This window comes from Streptomyces sp. NPDC048483 (assembly GCF_040651455.1).
Taxonomy (GTDB): Bacteria; Actinomycetota; Actinomycetes; order Streptomycetales; family Streptomycetaceae; genus Streptomyces.
Genome location: NZ_JBEZJZ010000004.1, coordinates 141,164 through 154,126, shown reverse-complemented (window position 1 = coordinate 154,126; position 12,963 = coordinate 141,164). Strand labels below are relative to the sequence as shown.

10 protein-coding genes are annotated in these 12,963 nt (G+C 75.2%); 5 read left to right on the top strand and 5 right to left on the bottom strand.

The window, feature by feature from the left end; all coding sequences use genetic code 11:
- Positions 1-68: 68 nt before the first annotated feature.
- The 4 genes from AB0D04_RS03810 to AB0D04_RS03795 form a co-directional block, all read right to left on the bottom strand.
- Positions 69-3,500, bottom strand: a complete 3,432-nt coding sequence (locus AB0D04_RS03810) for an SAV_2336 N-terminal domain-related protein (protein ID WP_362699029.1) — start codon at positions 3,498-3,500, stop codon at positions 69-71.
- Between the two features lie 5 nt (positions 3,501-3,505).
- Positions 3,506-4,558, bottom strand: a complete 1,053-nt coding sequence (locus AB0D04_RS03805; RefSeq protein ID WP_362699027.1) for a MoxR family ATPase — start codon at positions 4,556-4,558, stop codon at positions 3,506-3,508.
- A gap of 297 nt (positions 4,559-4,855) precedes the next feature.
- Entirely contained in the window at positions 4,856-7,102 is a 2,247-nt protein-coding gene (locus tag AB0D04_RS03800) for a trypsin-like peptidase domain-containing protein (RefSeq protein ID WP_362699025.1), read from the bottom strand.
- Positions 7,102-7,524 carry a CU044_2847 family protein gene (locus tag AB0D04_RS03795; protein WP_362699023.1) on the bottom strand — a complete coding sequence of 141 codons (423 nt, stop codon included), beginning with the start codon at positions 7,522-7,524 and terminating at the stop codon, positions 7,102-7,104. Before AB0D04_RS03795 ends, AB0D04_RS03800 begins: the two co-directional genes overlap by 1 nt.
- Before the next feature lie 152 nt (positions 7,525-7,676).
- On the opposite strand from AB0D04_RS03795, the gene AB0D04_RS03790 reads away from it, so the two are divergent.
- From AB0D04_RS03790 to AB0D04_RS03770, 5 genes are all read left to right on the top strand, one after another.
- Positions 7,677-7,859, top strand: coding sequence for a DUF6104 family protein (locus tag AB0D04_RS03790; protein ID WP_083107384.1), 183 nt, complete (start codon positions 7,677-7,679; stop codon positions 7,857-7,859).
- 153 nt (positions 7,860-8,012) lie between these two features.
- Positions 8,013-8,909, top strand: a complete 897-nt coding sequence (locus AB0D04_RS03785; RefSeq protein ID WP_362699021.1) for a DUF4097 family beta strand repeat-containing protein — start codon at positions 8,013-8,015, stop codon at positions 8,907-8,909.
- 2 nt (positions 8,910-8,911) lie between these two features.
- Entirely contained in the window at positions 8,912-10,054 is a 1,143-nt protein-coding gene (locus AB0D04_RS03780) for a helix-turn-helix transcriptional regulator (RefSeq protein ID WP_362699019.1), read from the top strand.
- 309 nt (positions 10,055-10,363) lie between these two features.
- Positions 10,364-11,245: a hypothetical protein gene (locus tag AB0D04_RS03775; RefSeq protein WP_362699017.1), complete on the top strand. Its 882-nt coding sequence runs from the start codon at positions 10,364-10,366 to the stop codon at positions 11,243-11,245.
- A gap of 68 nt (positions 11,246-11,313) precedes the next feature.
- Positions 11,314-12,066 (top strand): antibiotic biosynthesis monooxygenase, encoded by a 753-nt coding sequence (locus tag AB0D04_RS03770; protein ID WP_362699015.1) that lies wholly within the window; start codon positions 11,314-11,316, stop codon positions 12,064-12,066.
- A 76-nt stretch (positions 12,067-12,142) separates the two neighbouring features.
- Here AB0D04_RS03770 and AB0D04_RS03765 read toward each other — a convergent pair whose 3' ends face one another.
- Complete coding sequence (locus AB0D04_RS03765; RefSeq protein WP_362699013.1) at positions 12,143-12,916, bottom strand: TetR/AcrR family transcriptional regulator; 774 nt, start codon at positions 12,914-12,916, stop codon at positions 12,143-12,145.
- Between the last annotated feature and the right edge of the window lie 47 nt (positions 12,917-12,963).

The following is a 12,963-nucleotide window of genomic DNA, read 5'->3' as shown; positions in this document are numbered from 1 at the left end:
GAACTCCCGTCCACGGAAACACGTTCACCGGCCGAGGGCCAGGCACTCGGCCGGGGCACACAGGGGCGTCAGCGGGGGGCTTCGAGGGCGCGCATCCGGGCGCGGGTGCGCTGGGCCTCGGGGCCGCTGTCCTCGGCCGCGCGCTGCCACTGCGCCCAGCTCTCGCGGTAGGCGTGCAGCGCGGACTGGGGTCCGGCGGCGGCTTCCAGGACCGTGCCCCGGCGGTGGTGGGCGCGCGCCGCCAGCAGGGCGCTGCCCGCCTCAAGGGCCGCGGTGGCGGCGCGGCGGTAGCAGGCGACGGCCCGGTCGAGGTGTTCCCGGGAGCCGAAGTGGGCGTCCAGCAACCGCTGGATATCGCCCACTTCCAGCCATGCCTCGGCCGATACGGACGCCACGTCCGTGCGGCGCGCGGCCAGTTCCAGGATCCAGTCGGCCTCGTGCAGATCGGCGAGCGAGGGCTGGCGGTGATAGCGCTGCATCAGGGCGCGGCCGAAGAGCAGACGGTGGGAGGCGAGCGCGGGATCCTGCGGCGCGACCCGGCCCAGTGCCTCGCGCAGCACATGCACGGCCTCATTGGCCAGGCGTTTTCCCGGTTCGGCGGCCGGCTCCAGGCGGGCGCGGGTCAGCAGCGCGGCGCCGCGTTCGGCGAGCAGGGCGCTGTGCTCGGGCGAGTCCGGGACGGTGAGACGGAGCGCGCCGGCCAGCGCGGCGACGGCCTCGTCGAGGGCGGCCAGGGATCCCGTACGGGTGTGGGCGGCGCTCTGCGCGGCGGCGATCCGCCGCAGACTGTCGGCCTCCAGGGCGGGGTCGCCGAGTTCATGGGCGATCGCGCGGGCGCGCTCCAGGGTGGGCAGTACGGACGGCAGGGCCGCGCCGCCGGTCAGCGAGCGGGCGGCCGCGAGATCCAGCAGCGTCTCGCACACCGGCCGGTCGGCGGCGCTGCCGCGGCGGCGCAGCAGGACGACGGCGGTCTCCAGGTCGTCGGCGGCGCGCACCGCGAGCGCACCGGCCGGCTGCGGCGCGGCGGTGCGGCGGGCCCGGTCGAGCAGGACGCCGCCGCGGGCGGCATGGACCTCGCCGGGGACCTGGCGGCCGCTGGGCCACTGGTCGAGGAGGGTGGTCAGGGAGCGTTCGGCCTCGTCGAGCGGATCGGTCTCCGCCGCCTGTCCGGCCGCCTCCGGCAGGGCGGCGAGGCGGCGCAGTGCCTCGGTGCGCAGCACCATGCTCTCCAGCACACGGGGGTCGAGCAGGCTCATCAGCCCGCAGGCGGTGTGCAGATGGCGGGCGGCGTCCTCCAGGGCGGCGCGCTCCTCGGCCGGGGTGCCCGCGGCGCGACGCTCCCCGGCGCGGGCGTGCCGCACCCGGCCGAGCACGATCAGCGCCCGGGTCCGCTCGGCCTCCGCACCGCCGTCCGCCGCCGCCTGCTCCGCGTCCCGCACGGCCCGTTCGGCCTCCTCCAGGGCGTCGGGCTGCCGCCAGGTCGCCCAGGCGTGCAGCAGCGCGCGGCCGAGGTCGGTGCCCGCCACCGGCAGCCGGACCGCCGCGGCCCGCAGCAGCCGGACGGCCTCGATCAGATCGCGTACGGCCCGGTCGTGCTCGTAGCGCTCCAGGAGGGCCGCGCCCTCGGCGGCCGGGCCGTCGGGCTCGTACGGCCGCCGGTCGGGCGTGCGCAGTGCGGGCTCGAAGCGGCGCAGGACACGCTCGGAGACCCGGGCGAACGGCTCGGGGACGGCCCGCTGCCCGGTCTCCGGCTCACGGCCGCTGCCGGAGAGCATGGCGACCGCGACGGCCGGGAAGTTACGGGCGCGGCGGCCGAAGGTGCGCTCGACGTAGAGCGAGCAGTGCTTGAGGACCAGCGCCGCCTCGCCCGCGCTCAGCCGGCCCAGCAGCTCGTCGCGCACGCCGGGCACGAAGTCGTACCAGGGGCCGCTCACCGCCGCTTCCGGCCCCGACGGCCTCCCCCAGGCCCTCAGGGAGGAGGGAGGTACCCCCCGGTCCGGCGGGAGTTGGGTGACCAGTCCGCTGAGCAGCACCTCGGCAAGTTCCGCCGGGCCGGTGTGCGGGAGCATCGCGCGCTGCACCAGCTGGATGACCGGGAGGGCGAGCGGTACGGCCGAGAGATGGACGGCGAGCAGCCGGGCGGCGGGGGACGCCTGCTGGTCGAACTCGCGGACCATCCGCGACGGTTCGGCGCGCGGGGGCGTCTGCTCGGGCGCGGGCTCGGCTCCGTGGTCGGCCCGTACGACGGTGGCCGCGCCGGGCAGCGAGAGACCGGCGTCGGCGGCGGCCAGGCGGGCCCAGGTGCCGAGGGCGGAGGGGGTCGGGGACAGGACCGGTACGGCGCGTTCGCGGGCCGGGGATTGGGGTCTCCCCTGCGCATGGGGGTCCCCCCGCTCGAGCGGAGCCGAGAGTGGGGGAGGAGTGGAGAGCTTGGGGAAGGACGCGCCCGGCGGTGCGGGGCGCCGGCGGCGCCGCCGGGCGGGCCGGAAGCCGAGGGCCTGGTAGGGGCCCTGGTGCCGGACGAGGGTGCCGGCGACGGCGGGCAGCAGAGTGCGCGCCCACATGCGCTGCGGCAGCGGCTGGACGACGGCGAGCGGGGCGTCGGCGGCCCAGCGGTAGAGCAGCCGCTGCATCCGGCCGTCCCGCCACAGGGGCCCGGCGCAGTCGCTGATGACGAGGGTGAGGTGATGGCCGGTGGGGTCGTGCAGCTGGTCGGCGGGGCGCAGCGGGTGGCCGGGGCCGGGGGTGGCGGCGACGCCGACGTCCGGGCCGTGCGGGTGGAGGTAGTGGACGGTGACATCGCGGAAGGCGCCGACGCGTTCACAGACCTGGCGCAGGTCGTGCAGCATCTGCTCCCAGACGGCCATCGAGGACGAGCCGTCCATCAGGAGCCGCAGCGCGGCGGAGCGGCGGTGCACCCCGCGCAGTACCGGGATGACCAGGCCGGCACGGGCGGAGAGTTCGGCGGTGGCGTCGTCGTCCAGCTCCTGGCGGAGCGGGGCGGCCGGCGGGCGGTAGCGCTGGACGGGCCGCAGGGCGCGCTGGAGGGGTAAGAGGCCGGGGAAGGCGGAGGCGATCGGGACGGCGACCTCGCCGAGGCGGTGGTGGTCGGGGTCGGCGATCCGGTCGTCGTGCGCGGGCAGCAGCTCGGCGTCCCGGCGGCGCGGGCCCGTGGCGGGCGCGTGGGACGGCTCCGGCTCGCCGGCGTCCGCCGTACCGGTCCGGCGCGCGCCCGGTGCCGTCGTTCCCGCCCCCACGGAGAAACTGGCCGGATCCTGGCGGTCCGGGCGGGACGGTGGCGGCGCGTCAGCCGTGCCGTCGGTGTCGTCCGGCGTGATCCACTGGGCGAGCCAGAGGGCATCGGCCATCCCCTGGGCGTCGGCCGGCACACCGGCAGCCGTCAGCCGCCCGACCAGTTCGTCGAGTCCGTCGGGTCCATCGGGTCCGCCGGGTCCGCCGCGTCCGTCGTGGGGACCCGGGCCAGGCTCCCCGAGAGGCACTGCGCTCACCTCGTCCGGTCAAGAGGCCGCATCAGCTCGGCCGTCAGCCGCCGTCGGGTCTCCTCCTCGTCCTCGTCCGTCCATCCGGCCCTCTGGGTGAGGTGGATGGCGTTGAACAGCTGGTCGACGGCGCGCACATCGCCGGGTTCGCGGTCCAGGAAGCGGTCGATCACCGCTTCGTGGCGCTCGGCCGCGCCCTCGCCGAAGTGGGCCCGCACCATGGACGCGAGCCGCTCCTTGTCCGGGAGCGGGATGTGGAGGTGGATGCAGCGGCGCAGCAGGGGCGCCGGGAAGTCCCGTTCGCCGTTGCTGGTGAGGACGATGAACGGGAAGGCCCGGCAGCGCACCCGGCCGTCGCGCACCGTCACGCGGGTGCCGTCGTCGCTGAGCACCGGCACCTCGGAGGCGGATCCGGCCAGCCGCTCCAGCTCCGGAATCCTGAACTCGCCTTCCTCCAGGACGTTCAGGAGGTCGTTGGGCAGGTCGATGTCGCTCTTGTCGAGCTCGTCGACGAGCAGCACCCGGGGCCGGGCGGCGGGCAGCAGGGCCGTACCGAGCGGGCCGAGGCGGATGTAACGGCCGATGCCGCCGCCGGGCTCGTCGCCGGTGTCCGGTGCCTCCTGGCCGGCTTCGGGCCGCTGCGGTGCGGCGCGGGCGATCTGGAGGTCCTGGAGGCGGCCGATCGCGTCATAGGCGTACAGGCCGTCGCGGAGCGTGCTGCGGCTGACGACCGGCCAGCTCAGCACCCGGCCCAGGCCCAGTTCGTAGGCGACGGCGTGGGCCAGGGTGCTCTTGCCGCTGCCCGGGGCGCCGGTCACCAGCAGCGGCCGGCGCAGGTAGAGGGCGGCGTTGACCAGCTCGCGCTCGGTCTCGCCGGGCCGGTGGTGGCGGGCCTCGGCGGGCCGTACGCCGAGCCGACGCTCGGAGGCGGGGTCGAGGGCGGCGGGCGGCGGCACCAGCGGCCCGCCGTCGAAATCACGCCAGGGCGGGGGCGGCGGAAGGTGATCGATTCCGTCGTGCGGTGCCCCCGCGCCACGGTAGATGAGCCAGTCGCTCACGTCGGAACTCCTCGTCGCCGGGCGGGCATCACCATCTCCCACTCATCTCCCACGACGCTATGACAGTACCCAGCCGTACGGAAGGTCACGGGGCGGTTTCCGGTCTCCGTTGTTTCTCACGGACGGGCGCCAAGTGCCGCCTGCGGGGCGCCACTTGCCTCGGCAGGGCGCCCGTCGACGGCACGGGCGCCGGGCGCGTGCGAGGGGACGCGGGCGGCTGCGGGAAGCGCGGCACGGCGTACGGAAACCGCCCGCGTGGGCGGCCCGCCGGGGGCTCATGGCGGCCCGCCGGGGGGCTCATTCGGGCGACACCTGCGGCCGGTCCGCGAACAGCTTGGGCAGCGGGTCGAGCGGGTCGTCGTAGAGGAGCACCAGGTCGCGCGCCCAGTGGGTGTCCCGCGCTGCGGCACCGGCGGCGTGCGCGCGCAGCTCCTGGACCAGTTCGGGCAGCCGCGCGACCCCGCCCGGTCCCTGGAGGAGGTTGCGTACTCCGCTGTGGAACTCCTCGCAGGCGGCGTCGCATTCCCGCGCGCCATGGCCGGACGACGCCCACAGTCCGGCCGGGAAGCCGCTGTCCAGGGCGATGCCGACCGCCTCCCGGCCGAAGCCGTCGGCCACGGAGTGGCAGAGCGCGGGCAGCGTGCCGTCGTCCGCGCCCTCCAGGAGCCGCAGCAGCGCCTCGGCGGAGCCCGGCCCCGTCCGCACGCACTCCGCTCCTCCCCCGGGCTCTCGGCTTCCCTGCCCGGGGGTCCCCCCTGCGCAGGGGGGACCCCCGTCGCCGCCGGAGGGACTCTGCGGCGGGAGGCGCAGCGCGCGCAGTTCACGGGCGGCGGTGATGCCCTGCCAGCGGCGCAGCCAGGCCGGATCGACCTCGTCGCGGCGCGCCTGGTCGCGCAGCACCACCGGGCGCCGGGGGCCCACCGGCCATCCCTTGGCGGTGCGCCGGGTGGAGACCGCGACCTCCCACTGATCGGCCGGGGTGTGCCAGCGGCCTTCGGGGACGGCGACCTCCAGACGGACCCGGGCGCCCGGCCCCGCTTCTCCGTCGGCACGCAGCAGACGCGCGCCGAGGCGCCGCAGCACCTCGTCCCGGGCCTGCTCGAAGGGCACGCCGCCGTCGGATTCCCGGACGTCGACGCGCAGCCACTGGCCGCGGCCGTAGCCCTCGCTGACCGACCAGTTGAACAGCTCGTGCCCGGCCTCGTCGTAGAAGAAGAGCGGCTCGAACTCGACGAGGACGGAGCGCGGCCGGGGCCGTACGGGCCCTATCCTGCGCCGGTCCTCCGGCCGCAGCACCACCGCCTTGGCCTGGACGAAATCCGCGAGCCGGGCGGCTGCCTCGCGTACCGCGGCGGCTTCCTCGCCGGGGACCTCGCGGACCTCGTCGGCGGTCAGCTTCGCCACGATGCGCAGGTAGTGCACGAAGGCGCGCAGTTCGGTGTACGGGTCGCTGCCCTGGTAGAGCGCGCCGTGGCCGTCCCGCCAGGTGCGCAGCATCCAGGCGCCGGGCCCGGCGGCGCGGTCGAGGGCATTGCCGACCGCCTCCTCCACATCCAGCGGGTCGCGGGGTGCGGGCAGGTGGGCGAGCAGGTCGAGCGCCTGGAGGCGTTCCTGTACGCCCCACAGGCGGCCGCGTCCGGCCATGATGGCGTGCTGGGCGTCGAACCAGGTGGGCCCGCCGCCGCGGCCGAGGTCCTGGCCGCTCCAGTGCCAGCGGTCGTGCAGGCCCAGCAGGGCGTGGTACGGGTCGGGTCCCAGGCCCGCGGCGCCCGCCGCCAGGTGTTCGGGGCCCAGCCCGCGCAGCGCGGTGACCGGCACCGCGAGCCCGAGGTGGTCCTGCCGGTGGCTGCCCTTGACGATGCCGACCACCTCGCCGCGGTCGCATTCGACCAGCGGCCCGCCGGAGGCACCGGGCGTGACCCGGACGTCGCTGCCGAACTGGAGGCCGCGGGCGTCGCGGGCGCCGAACCGGACGGCGATGAAGGGGTCGACGGGGCCGGTGGCCGCACCGTGGTCGCGACCGTCGCGACGTTCCTGGCCGTCCCGGCCACCGCAACCGGATTCACGTAGTACGCGTTCCGGCCCCGCCCCCGGGGCCGCCCCCGTCTCCTCGTGCCCCCGGAAGATGTACGCGTCCTCCAGGAGGGTCGCCGGCTGATCGCTGACCCAGGCGCAGGGGTGGCCGACGGCCGGGTCGAGCAGCCGGATCAGCGCGAGATCGGCGCGGGCGGCGGCGGGCCCGGCCGCCGGGGCGGGCCGGCTCAGGTCGTACTCCAGCCGCGCGGCGACCGCCCGGCCCTCGACGACGACACCGAGGACGCCGTCCGGGCCGATCTCGCGGTGCCGCCCGTCGTGTGGTGCGGGCACATGGGCGCAGGTCAGCACCCAGCCGGGGGCGATCAGCACCCCGCTCCCCCACAGCCCGGTCTCCTTGGTGCCGGGCGCGGCACACAGTCCGACGGTCGTGCGCCCGGCCTGTTCGAGCAGCTCCGTGTATCCCGCCCGGTCACCGTGGGCACGGGCCGGGCCGTCCCCGGTCGCCATCAGCGGCCCGATTCATCCGGCTCCCGGCGGCCGGCCGGCGGGCCGGGATGTGCGGGCCGCCCGGGGTCCGCCGCGCCGTCCTCGCGCCGCCAGGTCAGCGTGATGGCGAGGTTGGCCTTCGCCTCGCCGTCGGCGAGCAGGGCGACGGCCTTGCCGGGCTTGGCCGAGACCTCCACCCCGAAGGTCACGCTGGTCTCGTCCGGCGCGACCCGTGCGGTGGCCTCGCGGACGCTGGCGGCGACGCCGCCGACCACCTCGCGCAGGCCCTCGACCCGGGCGCCGAGCGCCTCCCAGGCGCCGACGTCCTCGAATTCGCCCTCCGCACCGTCCCAGCCGTCGAGGCCGGGCGCGTCCAGCCGGGAGACCCGGGCCCAGATCCCCGTACCGTCGGGCAGCTCGATGTACTGCGCGCGATCTTGCATCACGGCCTCCTGCTCCCCCTAGGCGGCAATTCCCCATTACCGCAGGACCGTTGACAGACGATCAGGCTAGCCCGCGGGCGACTGTGGCGCGAGAGGTCCGTGGGCCTGCCTATCCTGGCCGGGAATGTCCCATGACCCCTGGTGGAGAGCGCGTGTATTTCACTGACCGTGGCATCGAGGAGCTGGAGAACCGGCGCGGCGAGGAGGAGGTCACTCTCGGGTGGGTGGCCGATCAGCTGCGGACGTTCGTCGATCTGAACCCGGACTTCGAGGTCCCGGTGGAGCGGCTGGCCACCTGGCTGGCGCGGCTGGACGACGAGGACGACGACGAGTAGCGGCCAACGAGGAGCGGACGGCCGAGGGGGCGCACCGCACCGCGGCTCCACACTCTTGACTTCCCCCTACCGCGATATATCGTGTCTAGCGAAGACACGATATGTTGCGTTGCACGCCTGTCCGTGTGCACGCCCGGCCAGGGGAGGCGCGGAATGTCAGCACGGACCGAGTGGTCGGTCTCCGAGCCACGCAAGCTGGAGTTCACCGAGCCTGTCAGAGCCCTGAAGGTGCGCATGGCCGGCGGCACCGTCAATGTCGTCGGCACCTCGGACGGCGGCCCGCCCCGCGTCGAGGTCGGCGAGATCCACGGCGAGCCGCTGTCCGTCTCGTACGACAACGGCACCCTCTCCCTCGCGTACGAGGACCTCCCCTGGAAGGGCTTCTTGAAGTTCCTCGACCGCAAGGGCTGGAGCCGCCGGGCCGTGGTCTCGGTGACCGTCCCGGCCGCCACCCGCGTCGAGATCGGCGTGGTCGGGGCGAGCACGGTGGTCTCGGGGATCTCGGGGCGTACGGACATCCGCGGCGTCTCCGGTGACACCACCCTCGTCGGGCTGACCGGCCCGGTGCGGGCGGAGACCGTATCGGGCGGTGTCGAGGCCCAGGGCGTCACCGGTGACCTGCGGTTCCACTCCGTCTCGGGCGATCTGACGGTGATCGAGGGCGGCGGGGGCGGGGTGCGCGCCGATTCCGTCAGCGGGGACATGACCCTGGACCTGGAACCCCTGGCGAAGGGCGCCGGCATCCAGCTGACGACGGTCTCCGGCGAGGTCGCCATCCGTCTGCCCGACCCGGCCGACGCCAAGGTGGAGGCCAACACCACGACCGGCTCGGTCGCCAATGCCTTCGACGACCTGCGGGTCAGCGGCTGGGGCCCCCGGCAGATCACCGGCACCCTCGGCGCCGGCACCGGCCGGCTCAAGGCCACCACCGTCACCGGCGGACTGGCCCTGCTGCGCCGCCCCGCGTTCGAGGACCGCCAGGACGCCGCGGCCGCCCCCACCACCCCGCCCGCCGACCCGCCCGCCGACGCCGGGAAGAAGGTGCTCTGAGCATGCCCCCCGTCTTCGCCCATGGCCGCCTCCGCCTCTACCTCCTCAAGCTGCTGGACGAGGCCCCGCGGCACGGCTACGAGATCATCCGCCTACTGGAGGAACGCTTCCAGGGCCTGTACGCCCCCTCGGCCGGCACGGTCTACCCGCGGCTGGCCAAGCTGGAGGCCGAGGGCCTGGTCACCCATGCCACCGAGGGCGGCCGCAAGGTCTACTCCATCACCCGTGCCGGCCGCGCCGAACTGGCCGACCGCGGCGGCGAGCTGGCCGATCTGGAGCTGGAGATCCGGGAGTCGGTCGCGGCGCTGGCCTCGGACATCCGGGAGGACGTGAGCGGTTCGGCGCGGGATCTGCGCCGCGAGATGCGCGAGGCCGCGCAGCAGGCCCGCGCGGGCGGGTCCGGTACGAAGGGCGCCGCGGGCGACGGCGCCGGGCGGCCGTACCCCGACCCCGCGGAGTACTTCGACGGCACGTTCGGCGACAAGGAGTCCTGGCGGCAGGCCAGGGAGGAGTTCCGGCGCGCCAAGGAGGAGTGGAAGGAACAGGCCCGCCGCGCCAAGGAGGAGAGCCGCCGGGCCCGTCAGGACGCCCAGCGCGCCCGTAAGCAGGCCAGGGATGCGCAGGCGTTCGCGCGCGAGGAGATCCAGCGGGTCATCAGGCGCGTCCAGGACCAGACCCAGGAACACGTACGGACCGGGGACTGGTCGGGGGCGGTGCGCGAGGCGCTGTCCGAGGTCTCGCGCGAGATGGGCCGGTTCACGGGCGGCCAGCCGGGCGCCGGGCGCGGCGCCGCCGACGCCGGGCCCCGGGCGACGGCCGAGCGCGTGGACCTGGCCAAGGACGAATCCGCGGACAAGGACGACGCCGCGGCCGAGGCACCGCCGGCACCGGAGCGGGCGACCGAGCCGGAGTGGGCGGCCGAGCCGGAGTGGGCGGCCGAGCCGGCAACCGGTGACCCGGCCCGGGACTTCGAGCGCCTCCTGGACCGCTTCCGCGACGACCTCCGGGACACGGCCCGCGACCACGGCATCACGCCCGACCAGCTGACGGAGTCCCGTCGGCGGCTGTCGACCACGGCCGCCCGCATCGGTGCGCTGCTGCGCGATCCGGGACGGGATGCGGAGGCGGCGGATCCGGAGCAGTGACGGAGCGGGCCCCGGGGGCGTCCCCACGCGGGCGCCCCCGGAGGGGCCGGCCCACGGGGTCTCGCTCCACGGCCGAAACCCCTCGCCCACCCCACCGTCAGCCCACCGGCACCCAACGACCGCCCAACAGCCGCCCAATTACCCAGAGTTAATTATCTCAGCCTGGATTCACGGCGCGTAATCGGGGAATTCCTTTCATCGCATGGTTCACCGGATGGTTCACCGCACCTCCGTTGCGCTGGGGACCACGGCGGGCCCTGCGTCAACTCCCCCTGTCCGCACACATCGTGAAGGCCAAGAGGTACAGCGATGTCGGATTACCTTGCGGTCGCCCGCCGGATGTGGCAGCGGATCGAGCCGCTGCACGCCACGCTCTACTTCGCCCCCGAGGCCCGCCAGGTGGCCTCGGACCTCGGCTACGACGTCGCGACGCGCTGGCCCAGCTATTTCGCCTGGCGGACGGCCCCGCTGGGCGCGGCCGGCCCGGAGCTGGTGGCCGCGACGTACTACAGCTTCAGCCCGCGGCTGATTGCCCGTCATGTGCCGCAGATCTGGACCACCGCCGATCCGGCCAAGGTGCTGGATGCGCGGTTGCTCGCCATGGACCGTGCACTGACCACCCTGACGCGCGACCGGCTGACCAGCGGCCAGCTCACCGAGGCGGCCCGGCTGGCGCGCCAGGCCGCCGAGAACGCCGGGCCCGCGGCGCGTCCGCTGGCCGCCGCCAACCGCGATCTGCCCTGGCCCGACGCGCCGCACCTGGTGCTCTGGCAGGCCGCGACGGTCCTGCGCGAGCACCGCGGCGACGGCCATCTGGCGGCGCTGCTGACCTTCGGCCTCGACCCCTGCGAGGCGCTGGTGTCGTTCGCCGCGATCGGCGCCGCACCGGCCGCCGACTTCGCCGGGCGCGGCTGGACCGCCGAGGAGTGGCGCGAGGCCCGTCACCGCCTCGTCGCCCGCGGCTGCCTGGGCCCCGACGGCGGCGCAACCGAACGCGGCCGCAAGGAACGCGAAGCGATCGAACGCCTGACGGACCGCCTGGCCGCCGGCCCCTGGCGTTCCCTGGGCCACTCCCACGCCGAACGCCTCGCCCAGCTCCTCAAGCCCGTCCTCGCCGCCGCCTTCGAGGCGGGCTATCTGCCGCACCACAGCACGCTGGGCATCGGCACGGTGAAGGTCGGCTATCCGTAGCCGCGCCCCGGCGTGGGGGCAAGGACAGCCCTTGACCTCAAGTGCACTTGAGGGGAAACGCTGGCCCCATGAACGACACCACATCAGCACCCCGCCTCCCCCTCACCACCGACTTCCCCGACGTTGCGCGCGCCGACGCCGCCACGGCCCTGGTCAGCTCGTGGATCGTGCCGGACGCCGCGCTCCAGCGGCCGGCCGCGGACGCGATCCTCGATGAATGGGGGCACCAGTCACGTCCGGAAGCGATGCTCTCGCTCAGCATCTTTCTCAGCGCGGACGGCAGTCATCTCCTCAACTACGGGCAGTGGGCGAGCGATGACGCGCACCGGGCATGGGTGCGCACCCGGCGCGCCGCCGCCGTCAGCCGTATCGATGAGGCGCTGCCGGGCATCCGGCGGCCCGGCCTGGTGCGTTATCGGCGGTATCGCAGCTACGTACCGCAGGAGCCGGCTGTCGGCCGGCCCAACCTCCTGGTCACACCCGCCTTCGCCACCGCCGGGCCGGACGTCCAGCGCGCCCTCGCCGACACCGTCGTCGACGAGCTGACCCGCGCGCAGGTGCCGGGCCTGCTCGGCGCCCACTTCCATCTGAGCCAGGACGGCGGCCGGGTGCTCAACTACGCGGAATGGGAGGGCATTTCGGCCTGGCAGGAATTCGTGACACACGGGGCGTCGGCGCGGATACGGGCGACCATCGCGGCCATGGACGGGGTGACGCCCACCCCGGCGGTCCCCGATGCGCCGGACGTGGCGCCCTACCGGCTGTACAAGAGCCTGGTCAATGTTCCCGCCCCGGCGACCGCCGCACCCCAAGAAGCCTGAGACCTGTCCTCTCCAGATCCCCGCCGGCTGGGCGCCAACGGCGAGATCTCCGCGGTGCACGACCCGCGCCCGGCCGCTACACCGGGCCCAGGATCCGGTCGAGGTGGTAGTCGACCGTGCGCCGCACCTCGGCCAGGGTCCGGCGGCCGTGCAGGGCGTCCATGCCGAGCCCGGTGACGCCGGACACCAGCAGATCCGCCTCGCGCTCGGGGTCGAGGCCGGCGGCCGCCGGGGCCCCCGGCGGCGCACCCGCCTGCCGGATCAGGCCGGCGACCAGCGCCTCCAGCGGCTGATCGCCGTGCAGAAAGACCTCGGCGAGGGCGGCGTCGGTCAGGCTGCGCACGTAATACGCGAGGAACACCCGCAGCGCCGTGCGCCGTTGCCCGTCGAGCGGCAGGAACTCCCCCAGGACGGCCCGGAGCACCGCCCGCGGGTCGGTGGGGTCCGGCAGCCGCTCGATCCGGGCGCGGGCGCGCCGGTCGTTCTCCTCGTGGAGCAGTCGCAGCGCCTCGACGAGCAGCCGCTGCTTGCTGCCGAAGGTGTACTGCACCACCCGCAGCGACACCCCGGCCTCGGCCGCCACCTCGCGCATGCTGGCGGACTCCAGGCCGCGCCCGGCCGCGATCCGCCAGACCGCCTCGGCGATCTCGCGGCGCCGCCGGTCCGCCGCGGCCCCCGGCGGCGGGGGTTCCACGGCTGTCCCGGCCGTCCCCACCCGTTCCTTCCGCCGCTGCCGGTACGCCTTGGCCCGGCAGCTCCGTGAGCAGTAGGCGGGCGGCCGCCCCCGCTCGGCCGCCGGCAGCGGCACACCGCACACCCGACACCCGTGATCCTTCTTTTCGTCACGCACGCAGCCACCCTATCGCGCTACGAGAAGCGTGACGAATAGCAAGGATA